Annotated in this window: 17 protein-coding genes; 5 read left to right on the top strand and 12 right to left on the bottom strand. The window is 43.0% G+C overall.

Annotation, left to right across the window (positions count from 1 at the left end):
* Positions 1-61: 61 nt before the first annotated feature.
* Positions 62-1,045 carry a gliding motility lipoprotein GldB gene (gene gldB / locus LJ707_RS19360; protein WP_228954225.1) on the top strand — a complete coding sequence of 328 codons (984 nt, stop codon included), beginning with the start codon at positions 62-64 and terminating at the stop codon, positions 1,043-1,045.
* Between the two features lie 43 nt (positions 1,046-1,088).
* Entirely contained in the window at positions 1,089-1,559 is a 471-nt protein-coding gene (locus LJ707_RS19355; protein WP_228954223.1) for a hypothetical protein, read from the top strand.
* Between the two features lie 57 nt (positions 1,560-1,616).
* On the opposite strand, the gene LJ707_RS19350 is transcribed toward LJ707_RS19355, so the two are convergent.
* Positions 1,617-2,753 carry a PQQ-dependent sugar dehydrogenase gene (locus LJ707_RS19350; RefSeq protein WP_228954221.1) on the bottom strand — a complete coding sequence of 379 codons (1,137 nt, stop codon included), beginning with the start codon at positions 2,751-2,753 and terminating at the stop codon, positions 1,617-1,619.
* A gap of 273 nt (positions 2,754-3,026) precedes the next feature.
* Between LJ707_RS19350 and LJ707_RS19345 the strand changes: the two genes are divergently transcribed.
* Complete coding sequence (locus LJ707_RS19345) at positions 3,027-5,249, top strand: ATP-binding protein (RefSeq protein ID WP_228954218.1); 2,223 nt, start codon at positions 3,027-3,029, stop codon at positions 5,247-5,249.
* On the opposite strand, the gene LJ707_RS19340 is transcribed toward LJ707_RS19345, so the two are convergent.
* From LJ707_RS19340 to LJ707_RS19300, 9 genes are all read right to left on the bottom strand, one after another.
* Positions 5,246-5,812, bottom strand: coding sequence for a biliverdin-producing heme oxygenase (locus LJ707_RS19340; RefSeq protein WP_228954216.1), 567 nt, complete (start codon positions 5,810-5,812; stop codon positions 5,246-5,248). The genes LJ707_RS19345 and LJ707_RS19340 overlap by 4 nt on opposite strands.
* 51 nt (positions 5,813-5,863) lie before the next feature.
* On the bottom strand, positions 5,864-6,319 hold the full coding sequence (locus LJ707_RS19335) for a phosphatidylglycerophosphatase A (protein WP_228954214.1): 456 nt from the start codon (positions 6,317-6,319) through the stop codon (positions 5,864-5,866).
* On the bottom strand, positions 6,319-7,137 hold the full coding sequence (locus LJ707_RS19330) for a DUF475 domain-containing protein (protein ID WP_228954212.1): 819 nt from the start codon (positions 7,135-7,137) through the stop codon (positions 6,319-6,321). Before LJ707_RS19330 ends, LJ707_RS19335 begins: the two co-directional genes overlap by 1 nt.
* Positions 7,138-7,192: 55 nt before the next feature.
* Positions 7,193-8,152 carry a hypothetical protein gene (locus tag LJ707_RS19325; protein WP_228954210.1) on the bottom strand — a complete coding sequence of 320 codons (960 nt, stop codon included), beginning with the start codon at positions 8,150-8,152 and terminating at the stop codon, positions 7,193-7,195.
* A gap of 9 nt (positions 8,153-8,161) precedes the next feature.
* Positions 8,162-9,283: a toxic anion resistance protein gene (locus LJ707_RS19320; protein ID WP_228954208.1), complete on the bottom strand. Its 1,122-nt coding sequence runs from the start codon at positions 9,281-9,283 to the stop codon at positions 8,162-8,164.
* A 65-nt stretch (positions 9,284-9,348) separates the two neighbouring features.
* Positions 9,349-9,954, bottom strand: coding sequence for a TerD family protein (locus LJ707_RS19315; RefSeq protein WP_228954205.1), 606 nt, complete (start codon positions 9,952-9,954; stop codon positions 9,349-9,351).
* A gap of 13 nt (positions 9,955-9,967) precedes the next feature.
* A complete protein-coding gene (locus LJ707_RS19310; RefSeq protein WP_228954203.1) occupies positions 9,968-10,522 on the bottom strand; it encodes a TerD family protein in 555 nt (184 codons plus the stop codon).
* A 3-nt stretch (positions 10,523-10,525) separates the two neighbouring features.
* The gene (locus LJ707_RS19305) at positions 10,526-11,359 is read right to left on the bottom strand and encodes a phosphoribosyltransferase family protein (protein WP_228954201.1); all 834 of its coding nucleotides are present in this window, start codon (positions 11,357-11,359) and stop codon (positions 10,526-10,528) included.
* Positions 11,334-12,050: an HAD family hydrolase gene (locus LJ707_RS19300; RefSeq protein WP_228954199.1), complete on the bottom strand. Its 717-nt coding sequence runs from the start codon at positions 12,048-12,050 to the stop codon at positions 11,334-11,336. Before LJ707_RS19300 ends, LJ707_RS19305 begins: the two co-directional genes overlap by 26 nt.
* 295 nt (positions 12,051-12,345) lie before the next feature.
* Between LJ707_RS19300 and LJ707_RS19295 the strand changes: the two genes are divergently transcribed.
* Both LJ707_RS19295 and LJ707_RS19290 read left to right on the top strand, forming a co-directional pair.
* On the top strand, positions 12,346-12,621 hold the full coding sequence (locus LJ707_RS19295) for a hypothetical protein (protein WP_228954197.1): 276 nt from the start codon (positions 12,346-12,348) through the stop codon (positions 12,619-12,621).
* A gap of 87 nt (positions 12,622-12,708) precedes the next feature.
* Entirely contained in the window at positions 12,709-13,137 is a 429-nt protein-coding gene (locus LJ707_RS19290) for a tail fiber domain-containing protein (protein ID WP_228954194.1), read from the top strand.
* Between the two features lie 66 nt (positions 13,138-13,203).
* Here the strand turns inward: LJ707_RS19290 and LJ707_RS19285 are convergent, their stop codons facing one another.
* Together LJ707_RS19285 and LJ707_RS19280 are read right to left on the bottom strand one after the other, a co-directional pair.
* Entirely contained in the window at positions 13,204-14,334 is a 1,131-nt protein-coding gene (locus LJ707_RS19285; protein ID WP_228954192.1) for a hypothetical protein, read from the bottom strand.
* Positions 14,335-14,455: 121 nt separating this feature from the next.
* Positions 14,456-16,336 (bottom strand): alpha-amylase family glycosyl hydrolase, encoded by a 1,881-nt coding sequence (locus LJ707_RS19280; RefSeq protein ID WP_228954190.1) that lies wholly within the window; start codon positions 16,334-16,336, stop codon positions 14,456-14,458.
* Between the last annotated feature and the right edge of the window lie 2 nt (positions 16,337-16,338).

Genomic DNA, 16,338 nt, shown 5'->3' with positions numbered 1-16,338 from the left:
CAGGATGAGTATGATTTTTGCCGGTAACAAATCAAAACAAATTTACTTAATTTTTAGCATCATGCTGCTGTTTTGCGCTTGTGGCGGCAGCAAAAATGTTGATGTAAGCAATATCAATCTTGATGTTGCCATAAATCGTTTCGATCATGATTTTGATGCAATGGGAACAAAACCCATGCCGCAGCAAGCCGCCTACCTGCAAAAAAAATACGGCAGCTTTTACCAGGATTATATTGAACGGATATTGCAGGCCGGTACTATTACCGATACTGCTTATTATGGCACACTGAAACAGGTATTTGCGGGCAAGGCCTACCAGGATCTGAAACATGAGGTGGACTCGGTTTACCCCACCCTTGATTTGCAGGAGGCCGAACTGACCGATGCTTTCAGGCATATAAAATATTATTTCCCTCAAAGCAGGCTGCCTAAGGTTTATGCTTACTTTTCAGGCTTCCAGGCACAAACCTCCATTGGCGATGGCTATGTGGCCATTGGGCTGGATATGTTTTTGGGTGCCAAATCTAAATTTTACCCGGCGCTGGTGCAATCCTATCCGCATTATCTCTCGCGCCGTTTTACACCGGAGAATATTACCCCACGGGTAACTGAGGTTGTGCTGCGCGAAGATATGTTTCCGGAAAATGATGCCGACAAAAGCTTACTGGCACGCATGGTATACAATGGCAAGATCATGTACATAATGGATAGGGTATTGCCCAACACGCCCGACAGTGCCAAAATAGGCTATACCAACCAGCAAATGCACTGGTGCGATACCTTTAAAAAAGACATCTGGGCGTATTTTTTGGATGAGAACCTGTTGTATAATGCCGATTATCTGCAAATACAAAAATATTTAACCGAGGCTCCCTTTACTCCCGGTTTGGGCGAAAAAAATGAGTCGGCGCCAAAACTTGCCGTATGGACAGGCTGGCAGATCATCCGTAAGTATATGGAAAAACACCCTGACACTACCCTGCCCCAACTGATGGCCGAGCGCGATGCGCAAAAGATATTGAACGAGTCGAAATACCGGCCGTAGTTTACATGGGTTTTATATCTTTACGGCATCTAAATTTTATTACATGACGAAATTTTACGTGCCGCTTGTTATACTTTGCAGCATTCTATTTTTCTCTTGCAAAAAGGATAACGAGAGAACCATCGACAAAAACATCAGCATTGTTGGTAAATGGAAATTAGTTAAAGACAGCTATAGCCTTTACAATGGTGACAAACTGGAATACACTGACGATAGATTAGATGAGTTAGACCCTGAATATTTGTATTTGTATGCCGACGGAACGGGTAAAAGCGCAAATTCTACTAACACGTGGGGCAAATTCAATTACACATTCACCAATAACCAAATAAACTACAGTAATTACATTGCTTACAGCGATGGCGAGCCGTTACCAGAAATAGAGCCCTTTAGCTTGAGCATAACATCATTAACGGCAACTAAGCTTATAATATACGAAGAAGGCACGGAGATACATGATAACGTTACTTACAGGTTTGTAATAAATTCAGAATTTACGCGGGAAAAGCAATAAAAAAAGCGGCTGCCTGATATCGGGCAGCCGCTTTTTTTATTGCTTTGCAAATTATAATTATTTAGCGGGTATCAGTTTTATTAAAGCGCCGGGGCCTTCGCTCAGGGCGTAAATGTAACCGTCAGGGCTTTCGGTAATGTACCTGAAACGGCCTTTGTTTTGCAGCAGGCGTTGCTCTGACTTATACTCCGTACCGTTAAGCGTTACACGGTTAATGTGCATTAGCGCAAGTGCGCCTACCAGCAGGTTGCCTTTCCAGCCCGGATATTTGTTGCCGGTTACAATGCTTAAACCACAAGTGGCAATTGATGGCACCCAGTAATGCTTAGGGTTTTCGATACCCGGCAGCTCCTTATTAGGCGTAAGTACCGTACCATCATAGTTAATACCGTAAGATGTTTTTGGCCAGCCGTAATTCTTTCCTTTTTCTATAAGGTTAAGCTCATCGCCGCCTTTGGGGCCATGCTCAACTTCCCAGATACGGTTGTTCACCGCATCGTAAACCATTCCCTGTGGATTGCGGTGGCCCAGCGTCCAGATAGAGCCATGCGCGCCCGCTTGTCCCACAAAAGGGTTATCAGGCGGAATGCGGCCGTCATCAAACAAACGGTGAATTTTACCATGATCATTATCCAGCTCCTGCACTTTTGGCTGGGTACCACGCTCGCCCGAGCTTACGTACAGGTAGCCATCTTTATCAAACACCACACGGCTACCGAAATGAAAATCGGCAGTTATGTAAGGCTTGGCTGTGTAAATATCGGCCAGGTCGGTAATGGTATTGCCGTTCAGCTTAAAGCGGGCCAGGGCTGTAGTAGCACCGCCCTCAACCGGTTTGGCATAGGTAATGTAAATCCAGCCGTTCTTTTTATAATCAGGGTGCAGCTTAATATCCATCAGGCCGCCCTGCCCTTTATTAAACACGGCAGGTACCCCTTTCAGCTTTTCGCCGGTAAATTTATCATTCTTAAAAACCAGTATCTCGCCGGCCCGTTCGGTAACCAGCATACGGCCATCAGGCAGCCAAACCATACCCCACGGATTGCTCAACTCGCTGTAGATAGTTTTTACGGTAAAGCCGGTGCTATCTGCAGCTATGGTTTCTTCATTTTTCACACTATCGGCAGTGTTGCTACTGCACGACAGGAATATGATTGCCGATGCCAGTATGGCGGGCATAAACATTCTCTTCATAACAGGTTTTATAAGGTGATGCTTCATAATATAAAGCTACAGTATAAACCTATATAACGTATGTATTTTTTTAGCAAAACCCTCTATTGTATCAACCAAATTACCTGTTAAACAACCACAGTGTTTAACCGCGTACGTATGCAGAATATTAACCGTAACAGGTAATATACTAAACCCGGTCATCCAAACATTTTCAATAGTTTGGATATTTATAGTATCGAATATTTTTTCATATTTGTTATAACTCTTTACTTTTAAAAAAAACTCCCCTATATGTCCTTTAACGTTGATCTGACCAATTGTGACAGAGAACCAATACACATTCCCGGTCAAATTCAGCCGCATGGTTTTTTGATCGTGGTTGATAGTGATTTCATCATCCGTTATCATAGTGAAAACGTTAGCGATTTTATAGTGGGCCTGCCTACCCGCCTGCTTGGTACCCCCCTTGATGAGGTTGAGTATGTACTCTACCCAAATGAACAAACCGGCTACATTAGCCAATTGATCACCCTGGGTAAAAACACCAAGACTTTTGAGCAGATCAATCCATTTCAATTTGAATTGAACGGCCGTGACTATTACATGATCATACAACCGGTAAATGACCTTTATTTATTGGAATTTGAACCTGTAACAGCAGAAATGAGCGTGGATATGCAACGCATGATCGGGCGTTCCATATCAGAGATGCTGGCTGATAAGAACCTGCAAAACCTGCTGAACAACTCGGCAGAGCAGGTAAAAAAAGTTATAGGTTACGACCGCGTGATGATATACCGCTTTGCACCCGACGGGCATGGCGAAGTTATCGCCGAGGCAAAAAACCATGATCTGGAACCCTGGCTTGGCCTGCATTACCCCGCAACTGATATACCCAGGCAGGCACGTGAGCTTTATAAGCTTAACTTTACCCGGTTGATTGCTGATGTAAACAGCATCCCATCAAAAATATTTACCCTTGCCGATGGCGAACCCCAGCCGCTTGATTTAACTTGCTCGCAGCTACGCGCGGTATCGCCCATACATATACAGTACTTAAAAAACATGGAGGTAAGCTCCAGTTTCAGCATATCGTTATTATATAAAAAGGAACTGTGGGGATTGATAGCCTGCCATAATTATACGCCAAGATACATTGACTACAAGGCTCGCGAATCATCTAAGCTGATCGGGCAGATATTATCATCAGCATTGGAATTCAGGCAGGATGAAGAGAACCAGCAACTGCAGGACCATCTTTTTAACAGTGTTGAAAAGCTATCCAAGCACATGCAGCGCAGCAACAGCATTGAGGATGCGCTTAACGCTCCGGATGCTAATGTGCTTGATGTTACCTATGCAAAAGGCGCTGTGCTTATTTATGAAAACAATACCATTAAATTTGGTACAGTACCGGCTGATGATGACTTAGCCAGGCTATTAGAATGGATAAAAACAGATGTTACTGATACTTTTTTCTGTACCGATCATCTGTCGGCTAAATATCCGGCGGCATTAGCTTATAAGGAAGTGGCCAGCGGCATTATCGTATCTACCATCTCCAAAGAAATGGGCGAATACATCATTTGGTTCAAACCCGAGCAGTTGCAGCATATTACCTGGGCAGGTAATCCTGAAAAACCTGTTGAGATTGATAGCAATGGCTTACTGAATATATCGCCACGCAAATCATTCGAGGCATGGTCAGAAACCGTTACCGCCCGTTCAGAAAGCTGGAGTAACGAGGAGGTGAAGGCTGTTATCCGCCTGAAAGAGGAGCTTACTTATGCCATTAACCAAAAAGCCAGCGCCATACGTTTGCTTAACGAAAAGCTTAAACAAGCTTATGAGGAACTGGATACCTTCAGCTTCACCATATCGCATGACCTGAAGAACCCTATATCGGTTATCAAAAGCTATTCGCAATTACTTACCCGCGATGCATCAATAAGGCCGGAAGCGCAGCGGGTTATTGACCGCATTATTGACCGTGCCGATAAGATGAACTATATGATAAACGAGGTGCTTGATTATTCGCGCATCGGCCGCTCAGAGATAGATTTTGTGAATGTGGAGACAGCTCCGATGCTGAACGAGATCATCAAGGACCTTACCATGGTTTATGACTCGGCCAAGCTACAGGTTACAGTTGGCGAAACTCCCGGTGTTCAGGGCGACCCGGTAATGCTGTCGCAGGTTTTTTCCAACCTGCTGAGCAATGCCTTCAAATACTCTCAACGATCAGACCCGCAACAGGTTAGCATTGAGGGTAAGGCCACCGAGAATGGCATACTTTACCAGATAAAAGATAACGGCCTGGGTATTGACATTAAGCAGTTACCCAAAATATTTGAGCTGTTTAACCGTACCGACAATGTTAAGGATATTGAAGGCAGCGGCGTTGGCCTGGCCATAGTTAAGCGCATAGTTGAAAAACACCGCGGTAAAATATGGGTGGATAGCGAACCCGGCAAGGGCTCAACCTTTTTTGTAGAATTCAGTAACCCTGTTTAATTATACCGTGCTATCCAACCGGCAAAGTGCTTAAAGGTACTATTGGCGGTTTCAATAACGGCAGCCTGCTCTTCGTCGGTTTGGGCTTGCGCATTCATTTTTTCTTTAAATGAATTCCACATATTAACGGTATCCTCGCCGTAGCTGTTAAAAAATGTCAGCGCTTCGCCGTTTGCTGCATCCAGCTTTTGGCCTATCATTTTGCTGATGATCTTTCCGCCCAGGGTTGATCCTTCAATTACATACAAAGCCCCTAACGCCTGTAAGTGATTTTGTATGGCAGGCAGGCTGTCGGCACCGGCAACCGGCGGTACATCTGCATCAAGCGCCTGCAAATCATCAGCAATGGCCGATGTTTTACGGCGCTCATGGTAATCATCCATTAAACCGGTATCAATAGCAGCATCAATATTTTTTTCAAGACCGCCAAAATAGCTGTAGAACATTTTTAACAATGAAGCGTAATCCTGCTCGTCCTTAATAGCTTTAATGCGGCCTATCAGGGCCACCTCAGTTTCGTGGTGGTATGTTTTGGTTTCTTCTTTTAATTTTTCTGAAAGCATGTGTTTAATTAAACTGTTGTTATCATATATAACAACCATCAACGTAAAAGTTTAGTTCAGCAGGCCCGAAAATATAATTAGCTGTAAAACCAGGTTGGCATAAACCCCGGCCAGCACATCATCCATCATCACCCCCAGGCCGCCTTTCAGGTCTTCCATACGGCGCACGCCCAAAGGCTTCACCATATCAAAAAAACGGAACAGTATCAGCCCGGCAATAAGCAGTTTGATATTGTTGATGGGCACAAACAGCATGGTGATCCACATACCGGCTACCTCGTCAATCACCACGCGGTAACTATCCTTGCCCCAAAAAGGCTCCACCTTGTTGCCGGTGTAAATACCGGTAAGCAGTATAGCCAAACCGATAAGCACGTTAGGCAAAGGCTGCAATACCGCCGGTACCTGCCACAAAAAGTATATAGCCACACAGGTAACTATAGAAGCGTAAGTGCCGCCCCCTTTAAGGTACCCTATGCCAAATATGGACGCGATCAGTTTATTCATTAGCTCTTCTTCAATACCTCCTCCGCATCTTCGGCTACTTCAGGCTCAATAGTATGCCTTTCAGGGAAGTTGAACAGCAATGAAGTTACCACCGGGATAATAAATATGGCCACGGTAAATATTGATACGAACAGATCGGTACGCTCGCCCTCAATAGCATGGGCTAACGGTGTTTCCGGATAAAAGTGGGTATATAATGATGATGATAATTTAAGCCCCAGCACACCGATTACGATGAAAGCGATGGTTTCCAAAAAGGTGAACTTTTCCATCAGCTTAACAAAAGCCTGCGCTACGAAACGCATAGCCAGTATACCGATGAATACACCTGTATAGATCAGGAATTTATGGTCGGTAAAGGCTACGGCGGCAAACACGTTATCGATAGAAAAGGCAAGGTCCATCACCTCAACCAGCGCTACGGTTGCCCAAAAGTTACCTATTAAGCCAACGGTTGATTTATAGATCCAGCTTTCGCTTTTATCAACATTTTCGTCTTCTTTATCATCTGCTTTACTCGCTTTATTTTTAAAATAGTTAAAGGCCAGGTAAAGCAAATACAGCCCGCCAAGTGGTTTAAGCCACCAAACGGTTACCAGCCAGGCTGCTAAAAACAAGCAGATGCCTCTGAAAACATAAGCGCCAATAATACCATAACGCAGGGCCTTGTTGCGCTGCTCCTTTGGCAAGTCGAGCACCATAGTAGCTAACACCGCGGCATTATCAACCGAAAGCAAACTCTCAATGATGATCAGGTTTAAAATGATGAGTAAACCTGCCTGAATATCGTCACCCAAAAGGGTATGTAAAAAGTCCATCTATTATATGTGTTTTTATTGTTTAGATAAGTGTTGGTGCCAAATGTTACCCCGGCTAAATAATGTCCGTATTCAGCATCGTTTTCAGGATATTCGCCTGCGCATCAAAACTCGCAATATTCTGCAAGAAATCAATGTCTGATATTTTTTTATAATTTTCGGCAAGCAGCGCTTTTACTTCTGCCGGAATATTGATGCGTATTAAGTGTGCCCTACTCTTTAACTGATCGTTTTTATCCTGTAGCTCCTGTATAATGCGCTGGTTGCGGGTTACATCAGTACTTAGGTTAATGCCAGTTAGTTTATTTTCATCAAACAGCAAAAACAGGTTACGCGATGGGTAGAACAAATAATATTCATCCTTATCATCTATAAAGCGGTATACCTCAACCAGCAGATCACCGGCACGGAGGCCGCAGTAAAACTCAGTCCTGAAATCGTGCTTACACAAACGGCCCATCAGCTTACGGTGAATAACAGCATAGGCGTTGGTGTAAACCTCGGCCTGGTTATAATCCGTTAGTTCGGCCAGCAAGTCAGGGCTGATGTTAAAAAAGTAATCCTCCGCATAGCGTACACCAAAAGCGTTGATGTTTCGCGCCAGCGGGTACTCCTGTCCCCCGTCAGACAGTTGCTCGTAAAGCTTGCGCAGCGAATTATTGATACGCAGCGCCTGCCTTTGTTTGTCGTTATTGAAATCGGCCTCGCTAAAATCAGCGCTTTTAATGCTGTTGATCAGTTCCTCGTTTAAATGGATCTCATCAAAAAGCAAACTCACCTTACCCTCATTTATTTTTTTGATCCGTTTGAGCAGATCAATAGCGGGTAGGGTAAACTGGGTATGAAAAAGGTCGAGCTTGTTCACGTCAAGCTCGGGTTTGGTTTCATACAACTTATGGATCACCTGCGTACGTAAGTATATCTTATAAACTATCTCATCCTCAAAAAATGCGGAGAGCAGGTGCAGTTTATTCAGTGTTTTTGTCGACTCACGTAATGTCAGGTTATCATCCATTCGCTATCCTCATCGGCCGGTATTTACGTTAGTAACGTTCTTTTTTAATTCATTTTCAAGGTTTTGCAGTTCAGATGTAAGCACCTTGCGGTTTTGCGCGCCCTGCTCATGTATCTGCTTAACCTCATTAAGGGTTTCAATAAGCAATTGCGTGGTGCGTTTCAGGGTATCGATAGATACAACGGTCTTTTCATTCTCGCGCGCAACGTCAATACTGTTTTGTTTAAGCAGCTCGGCATTTTTTTGCAGGATGGTGTTCGTTGTGTCCGAGATCTTTTTCTGCATCTCCACGTTAGCCTTTTGCCTGTTGAGGGCTACGGCAATGGTGAGCTGGTTTTTCCAGACAGGTATGGTTGTGGTAACTATGGATTGTGCTTTTTCGGCAATTGAAGTATTGTTGTTTTGCACCACCCTTATTTGCGCTAACGATTGCAGCATAATAAAGCGCACCACCTTCATATCGGCCAGGCGTTTATCAAGGCGGTTCACAAAATCGCGCAGGTCGGCAATCTCATAATCATTATAATCCGCTGCGTTAGCTTCCATTTGGGCCAGCTTTTCGCTCAGTTCGTTATGCTTTATATGGCCTGATATAATAAGCTCCTCCATCTGCTTGATGTACTGCACATTGCTATCAAACATGGTTTGCAGCGAGCTATTATCCTTAATAGCATTCAGGCGGCCGGTTTTGATCTTGTTGGTGATCTTATCTACATTGTTGATCACCAGATCATACTTCTGGAATAGTTTTTTAGCATCAAAAACCAACCTTTTAATAAGAGGTATGCGCGCCAAAAAGTTGGTGAACGAGTTTCGCTCCAGTTCATCAACATCAATATAATTAAGTTCGGTAAGCAGATCATTGATCAGGCCACCCACCTCGCCCGAGTTATAGGTACGCACCGATGACAGGAACTGGTTACTGTAACGTTCCATGGTGTTTTGCACCTCAACACCATAGTTAAGTATGGAGTTGGCATCAGCCGGGTTAAGGCCCTTGTTCAAATCAGCATATTTGCTCAGGTCAGCCGCCGAAGCCTGGCTAAGATCAACGTTGCCATCCTTATCTATCAGCTTTACAGCGGTTGAAACATTGGCATTTTGCCCGGCATCATTCAGGTTAGGTTCCATATATATTAGGTAAATATTTTAAATGTAAGTAATGCTGTTTAGATACACTACTTACATATAAGTTACTATAAATACTTTTGGGTTACGGTTTGTACGGTTTCCTGCAGCTTGCGGTCTTTGGTCGGTTCGCCAATGGCATTGAATTTCCACTCGCCGTTGCGTTTGTAAAACACCCCTAATACCATGGATACGTGGCCTGCAAAATTACCACCGGCAATATTGTATTTGGCAAACTCCTCGGTAACACGTTTTGGTGTACCCTCGTAAACGCGGATAGAAGCAAACGGAATACTGCCAAAATCCTGCCCGCGAAAGCTGTTCAATACAAAGGCCACATACGTTGTGGTTGGCGGCAAACCCGCCAGATCAACACTGATCACCTCGTTATCTAAACCGTCATCACCACCCATATCGCCGGTAAGGTCGTCACCGCTGTGTTTTACTGAGCCATTCTTGGCTTTCAGGTTGCCAAAATAGATCACCTCCTGCAATTGCTTGCTCTCATCATACAAAGCGCAGCTTGCATCAAGGTCAACCGCCTCTTTTTTGGTTCCGAAAAAACCTTTTTTCTCGATAGCGCCCCAGTTAATACCTACACATATATTTTGAAGCTTGCTGCCATTGCTTTTTTCAAGACTAATGCGCTGGCCTTTTTCCAGATTGATTGCCATAAGTTTAAGTTTATTAGTTGTATTTGTTTAAGTAATCCTGCAAACCGCCTTTCATGCCTACGCCAACGGCTTCAAACTTCCACTCGTTGTTGCGTTTGTATATCCTGCCAAACTCAACGGCTGTTTCGATAGAAAAATCTTCTTCCAGTTCATACTTTAATATTTCGGCATTGGTAGCGCTATCAAATATGCGGATAAACGAGTTGCGTACCTGGCCAAAGTTTTGCCTGCGCTCGGCAGCTTCATGTATGGTTACCACAATGCAGATCTCGGTAGCCTGGGCTGATATTTTTGACAGGTCAACCTTTACCTGCTCATCATCGCCCTCGCCGGCACCGGTAAGGTTATCACCGGTATGTTCAACTGCCTCATCGGGCGATTTGGTGTTGTTATAAAATACAAAGTACTCGTCGGCCAGCAGTTTTTTGTTATCGCCCATGATGAATACGGATGCATCAAGATCAAATGCCGAACCGGTTGATGAGGTGTTGGTATCCCATCCTAAGCCGATGGTGAACTTTGGGGCGGAGATAGCTTCGCGCTGCCCTTTTTGAAGATTAATAGCCATGTTTTATGCTAAGTTTTTGTTGAACGTTGATAATTGCTTTTTGATATGGTTAAGGTTAGGCTGATAACATTCCATGGTATGATAACCGTTACCCAGTGCCATATCGTATAAACTGTTTATAAAATCGTCGGGCTTGTTCTGCAAAAATATACAGAAGCTGTCATGATCGTAATTTAAGATATACTTCACGATGCGTGTATTGATGCTGAACTTACCACTCAGAATTATACTATCCAGATCAAAAATAGTTTGTACCTGATAATAATTCAAATAATTTTCGATGCTCGGATGTATGCTCCTGTTAATAAGCTCGGCAAAGTAGAGCATAAATATATTGTTATCCAACCCGTAAGCCTCAACCATTTTCATGATCATGTGTTCGTGGCTGCCGGTTATCTTAATATCATCCAAAAAAAGCAGCGTTTTGCCCTTGATGAAATCCTTATCAATATGGAACGAGTCGTTCCCGATCAGCCGCAGGCGCTGCTCGGCATCCAGCTCTCCGTAATCTTCTTTATAAGTTATGGTACGGTGTACCTTAGCTTCCTGCACTACAGGCAAATGGTTATTGGCCAGCCAGCGGTTTAGCGCCGATACAAAGTAATTTTTTAAGGTATACGTGGCCGTTGGGATAAATGAGTACGGGCTTGATATTACTACCAGTTGACTGGTTATCGGCTCGCCCTTGAGGTGCTCCTCAATAAAACCCTGTGCAAGCGCGGTACCAAAACTGCGTGCAACTTCGGCATCGCCATATTTAAAACGACTGTAATCGGCCGCGCTGAACCCGAACTGTTCAGGTTCAGTTATTTTATGTAATGAGTACGTTAGGTGCATTATCTGTAAGGTTTTTTATGGTTTGTTGGGTAGAATTAATTAATAAGCTATTAAACCCGCATGCCTGCGCGCCTGCAACATCGGCCAGTTTATTATCGCCAATGTGTATAATATCCGCCTGGGTAATGCCCGGATGCAGCTTTTGCGCCCCCTCAAACATCAGCTTAAAAAATTCGGGGTGCGGTTTTGAGTATCCGGCCTCGTCTGAATACAATTGGAAAGAGAAAAACTCATCAAGGCCTAATTGCCTGAGCACCTTGCGCAGGGTAACGCCTTTTATAAAACCTGTATTGCTGAGTATATTGGCTGTACTGTTACCGCCCGATGTTAGCTGCGCCAGCACATCCATAGTTTGCGGGCTGTACACTACCGGTAAATAATTAAACAGCAGCTCCTCCATCCGGTTATAAAGCTCCTCCACATCAATATCGGCAATGCACTCGTGGGTATCATTTATCATGCTGATCACCATCAGGTACATCTCATCGGCATCAATGTTTTTCCCGGTTTTTTCGTTGATGTGGTTTACCATCAGGTCAACCTGACGGAATATGCGCAGCACCTCATCCAACGGTTTATTGTTAAAATTAAGATGCTCAAAAAAATATTGGGAACGCCGGGCCTTAAACTCGGGGTTTGAGCGGATAAGGGTTAACCATAGGTCGAACGAATAATGCTGGTAAAGGGGCATTAAGGGTCTGTTTTGTTTTAAAAATACCTGTTAAAGTAAAGCATATTTATTAACGGCGCAAATTATACTTTTATAATAACATGTTATTAAGTTTCAGTTAAAGTATATAAATTCATCGGCCTTTATACTCCGCCTATCTGTTTAACTAATGTAATTTATTATAAACAAGATGCGATAACACCTGTTTATATTGCGTACATCATACAAAACTACTATGTTTGCATAGTAACTCCTTTTAAGAATGAGAGCGGGCTTTTTAAGATATCTATTGATTACGCTTCTTATTTTTTCCGTTATGGAAAAAACAGGTATCTCCATGCTTTCATTGATCAGCACACAAGGCAGAGAGCTTTCAGAAACGCTTTACAACGACGAGGAAGAAACTTCATCACGTACAGAAAGCAAAGAAAAAGTTGTAAGCGAGTTTTGGTTGAGCCACCCGGTATGGCTATTGCCTGACCCGGCCTTTAAAGCTGAGCCATTTACTTACGCCCGTACCGACAGCGATGAGCACCTGGCCTACTTCCCATCGGTGCCAACCCCGCCCCCCAATACCAATATACCTGCCTGAAAAATTTTTTTATTACTACCCCTTTAACTAAACGCCTTGTGGCAGCGCTTTGCCCAAACGTTTGTTTACTTTATATCTTTTTAAAAAATGACTATCAATAAAATTGGTGTTGCCTTAGCAACCATTGCCGGTGTATTTGCATTAAATACCGCATCAGCACAAACCGTGAGCGATAAACAATTGAAAAAAAACAGCGAGCCTGTTAAAAACTCGCTTACCTACATCAATCAGCTTGAACCTTTAAAATTTGAGTTTGATAAAGATAAATACAAGCAATTGAATTTGCCGTCAGGCACGCAATATGGCTTTTCGGCCGATGACGTGAAACTGGTATTGCCTGAGCTGGTAACCAAAGATTATAAATGGTATACCGCAGGCAAAAACAACCAGCGCACCGTAACTACAGGTGCTGTTGATTATGAAAAACTGATACCCCTGCTGGTAGGCGCCATTAAAGAGCAGCAAGCCGAAATAAACGAGCTGCGCGCCCACATACAGCAGCTAAAAAGCAAGTAACAGTTGAGTTTAATATATAGTGAGAGCGCCTTCGGCTAAAGCCGGGGCGCTTTTTTGTTATATAAACTATTCTTCTTCACCATTGTCCTCTTTTACATCATTAGATGACAATAGTTTAGTAATATCCAATCCTGTTCTACCAATTGATTTGACTAAATCCATCGATTTTTGAACAACTTCGATTTTCTTTAGCATCAAATTATATGGGACCTTTTTGATTGCATCGTTATCATCTGAGCCTTTACCATCATCATTTTTTTTGTATTCTTCCTCATCTATTTCAGGAGGGGTAACTTCGATAACAATTCCATTATCTATACATTTAATAATATATATAATGTGACCTTTCAAAGCGACTTTAAGTTCGTTCAATCGCCCTGACTCTATACCTTTTAGAGCATAATCTTTAATAATATCTGCTACGACTTTATCTATTTCCTTATTGTATAACTCTTTTTCTTGCTTCTCAATATTTTTTTGTTCAGAAGCAGCAATACCAAGCTCTTTCAACCTTTCCCTTGCCTCCCTGATTTCAATTATTGTCTTATATATTTTTACGACACGTTCAACTATAACAATTAAACATACCGCTACATGATGGCTATTTTCAATAAAGAATTGCAACGATCCATTACTAACCAACGTCAGTTCAGTATCTTCCACTGTTCCTTCCGTTATCTCTTTAATGGTTTTCAAAACTTTATCCCATTTATTTAGCTCTTTAGTTACATTTATAACTTTGTTTTCAGTTAAACTTTCTGGCAACAATAATCCTATTTCAAAAGTAGCATCTGAATAATAATGAGCATCTACATTTAAAGACTTTAAACTTTTATGAGCATCGTTAATATTATTCATAAATAAAGCACGATCCTCGCTGTATTTCTGTAAGTCAGAAATAGTTTTTTGCACATTGTAACTACTATTGTATAATATGTCCTGCAAATTATCAATAGCATTATTACCAACAAATCTGGCACCTCCTATTTCTTCGAGAATTTTTATATTACTTGGAGAATAGTTATTTACCACGCTTACCGATAATTTCTTTTTTAGTGATTCAAAACTGTCGGTGATTGCGGTATCATTTCCTACGCTTATGTTGGAAATTAACTCATTTAAAGCATCTGCAATATTTTTATTATTGCTATCAAAGTTTAAATCGCTAAGGATATTGAAGAGTTTAGAAGCATCCATGATGTTTAGGTTTTAAAAGCTAAAATAAGCTTATATTTCATAATAGCAAAAAAGCCGCTCCCTTTCGGAGCGGCTTTCCTAACTAAATTAAACCAGCAACATATAATACAAATGCTGTTATCTATTGTAATTGTGCTGAGCTGTATATGTGGTACTCGCCCGGTTGCAGGGTGAGGCTCATGGTGGTACCGGTTACGTTAAGGGTGCTGCCGGTAACATAATCATACCAGGTACCTGTTTTGGTGAACTGTATATTCGCGGTTTGGGCCGTTACATCATAGTTACCTACCACCTGTACATCAACCCCGCTGCTGCTAAGCGCCATATTTTTTACTGCGCCGGTAAGCGTATAGGTAGCGGTATTAGTGCCAAATACCGGGTTCTTCAACTTCATTTTGATGTATTTGGCGTAAGCGTTATATAAAGCCTTGCGCTCAGGCACGCTTTGGTAATTCCATAATATAGGTTTGTTGCCTGTACGGCCGTTTTGGTCAATGCTGATATCATAGCCCAGCTCGCCAAACTGCCATACCATTTTTGGCCCAGGCGCAGCCATCAGGAAGGCCGCCGTCATGGCACCACGTTTTAGTCCGTTGTTCAGCAGGCGGGCATTGTAGCCATCCTGGTTGCCATAAGTAATGTTTTTAAACATCACACGCTCTTCGTCATGGCTTTCGGCATAGCCCACCAACGCGTCAGACACGGTAAAGGTATGGGCGGCAGGCATCAACCATGAAAAGTCTGACGAGTTCATCCAACCCATATTAGCTTCCTGAAAGCCATAGGCCAGGTTATTCCAAAGCATCATGCCATCGGCAGCCAACTCTTTTTCTTCCTGCTGGGCGGCAAAATGCTCCAGTATTACGTAAGCATTCGGATCGACACTCTTAATAAAGCTGTTATAATCCTTCCAGATAGCTACCCGGCTGGCATCGTAAGCCGACCACGCGTTCACATCATTCGGGTTATTGGTTTGCGTAAAACCTTTTGAAAGATCAAAACGGTAACCATCTATCTTATACTCCTTCAGCCAGTGTTTCATCACATTTTTTGAGAAATATTTGGTTGCCGCGCTTTCATGGTTAAAATCAAACCCTACGTTAAAAGGGTGTTTGGCATCAACATTAAACCATGGGTTGCTTGCTGTTGGCTTGCCGGTTGATTGGTCAAAGTACATCCGCACCATAGGCGATGAGCCGAAGGCATGGTTCAACACAATATCCATAATAACGGCTATACCGCGTTGGTGGCAGGCATCAACCAATGCTTTCAGATCATTCTTGGTACCGTAATATTTATCGGGCGCGAAGAAGAATGAGTCGTTGTAACCCCATGATTCATTACCCTCGAATTCAGCAACCGGCATCAGCTCAATAGCGTTAACACCAAGCCTGCTGATGTAATCCAGCGTATCAATAATGGTTTTGTAGCTATGGTCAGCCACAAAATCGCGCACAAGTAATTCGTATACCACCAGATCCTTTTTAGCAGGGCGGGTAAAGTTGTTTACCTGCCAGGTGTATGATGGCTGGTTAGCCTGCATCACGCTTACTATTGATGTGGTTCTCCCGGTAGGGTAAGCTTTCAGATTCGGGTATACCGATGCCGGGATGTATTTATCATTATCCGGATCAAGGATCTTTTCGGTATAGGGATCAGCCACACGCAGGTTGCCGTTGATTAAATACTGATAAGCATACTCGGTATTGGCATCCAGGCCATCTACCTGTACCCACCAGCGGGTACCATCGGTAGTGGTTTTCATTTTGGTGGGTTGCCAATCGTTAAAATCGCCAATTACGGATACCGATATTTTGCCCGGCGCATACAAGTTAAATATAGCCGACTTGCCGTTGTTAATAAAGGTTACCCCGTCACCGGCATTATTGGGTATTTCGGTACTTGGGGCCGGTGGCTCAATGGTAGTTACCGGGTCGCTTTTTTTGCAGGCTACGTTAACCAGCAAAAACGCTATAAAGGATAGTTTATAAATAAGTTTCATAA

The sequence above is a fragment of the Mucilaginibacter sp. UR6-1 genome, assembly GCF_020880975.1.
Classification (GTDB): Bacteria; Bacteroidota; Bacteroidia; order Sphingobacteriales; family Sphingobacteriaceae; genus Mucilaginibacter.
This window is presented reverse-complemented; position numbering and strand designations above follow the sequence as displayed.

Coding starts and splice junctions, on each gene's coding strand:
- LJ707_RS19345 (WP_228954218.1), top strand. CDS start 3,027: ATGTCCTTTAACGTTGATCTGACCAATTGTGACAGAGAACCAATACAC.
- gldB (WP_228954225.1), top strand. CDS start 62: ATGCTGCTGTTTTGCGCTTGTGGCGGCAGCAAAAATGTTGATGTAAGC.
- LJ707_RS19285 (WP_228954192.1), bottom strand. CDS start 14,334: ATGGATGCTTCTAAACTCTTCAATATCCTTAGCGATTTAAACTTTGAT.
- LJ707_RS19305 (WP_228954201.1), bottom strand. CDS start 11,359: ATGCACCTAACGTACTCATTACATAAAATAACTGAACCTGAACAGTTC.
- LJ707_RS19320 (WP_228954208.1), bottom strand. CDS start 9,283: ATGGAACCTAACCTGAATGATGCCGGGCAAAATGCCAATGTTTCAACC.
- LJ707_RS19330 (WP_228954212.1), bottom strand. CDS start 7,137: ATGGACTTTTTACATACCCTTTTGGGTGACGATATTCAGGCAGGTTTA.
- LJ707_RS19280 (WP_228954190.1), bottom strand. CDS start 16,336: ATGAAACTTATTTATAAACTATCCTTTATAGCGTTTTTGCTGGTTAAC.
- LJ707_RS19325 (WP_228954210.1), bottom strand. CDS start 8,152: ATGGATGATAACCTGACATTACGTGAGTCGACAAAAACACTGAATAAA.
- LJ707_RS19295 (WP_228954197.1), top strand. CDS start 12,346: ATGGAAAAAACAGGTATCTCCATGCTTTCATTGATCAGCACACAAGGC.
- LJ707_RS19340 (WP_228954216.1), bottom strand. CDS start 5,812: ATGCTTTCAGAAAAATTAAAAGAAGAAACCAAAACATACCACCACGAA.
- LJ707_RS19310 (WP_228954203.1), bottom strand. CDS start 10,522: ATGGCTATTAATCTTCAAAAAGGGCAGCGCGAAGCTATCTCCGCCCCA.
- LJ707_RS19355 (WP_228954223.1), top strand. CDS start 1,089: ATGACGAAATTTTACGTGCCGCTTGTTATACTTTGCAGCATTCTATTT.
- LJ707_RS19350 (WP_228954221.1), bottom strand. CDS start 2,753: ATGAAGAGAATGTTTATGCCCGCCATACTGGCATCGGCAATCATATTC.
- LJ707_RS19290 (WP_228954194.1), top strand. CDS start 12,709: ATGACTATCAATAAAATTGGTGTTGCCTTAGCAACCATTGCCGGTGTA.
- LJ707_RS19315 (WP_228954205.1), bottom strand. CDS start 9,954: ATGGCAATCAATCTGGAAAAAGGCCAGCGCATTAGTCTTGAAAAAAGC.
- LJ707_RS19335 (WP_228954214.1), bottom strand. CDS start 6,319: ATGAATAAACTGATCGCGTCCATATTTGGCATAGGGTACCTTAAAGGG.
- LJ707_RS19300 (WP_228954199.1), bottom strand. CDS start 12,050: ATGCCCCTTTACCAGCATTATTCGTTCGACCTATGGTTAACCCTTATC.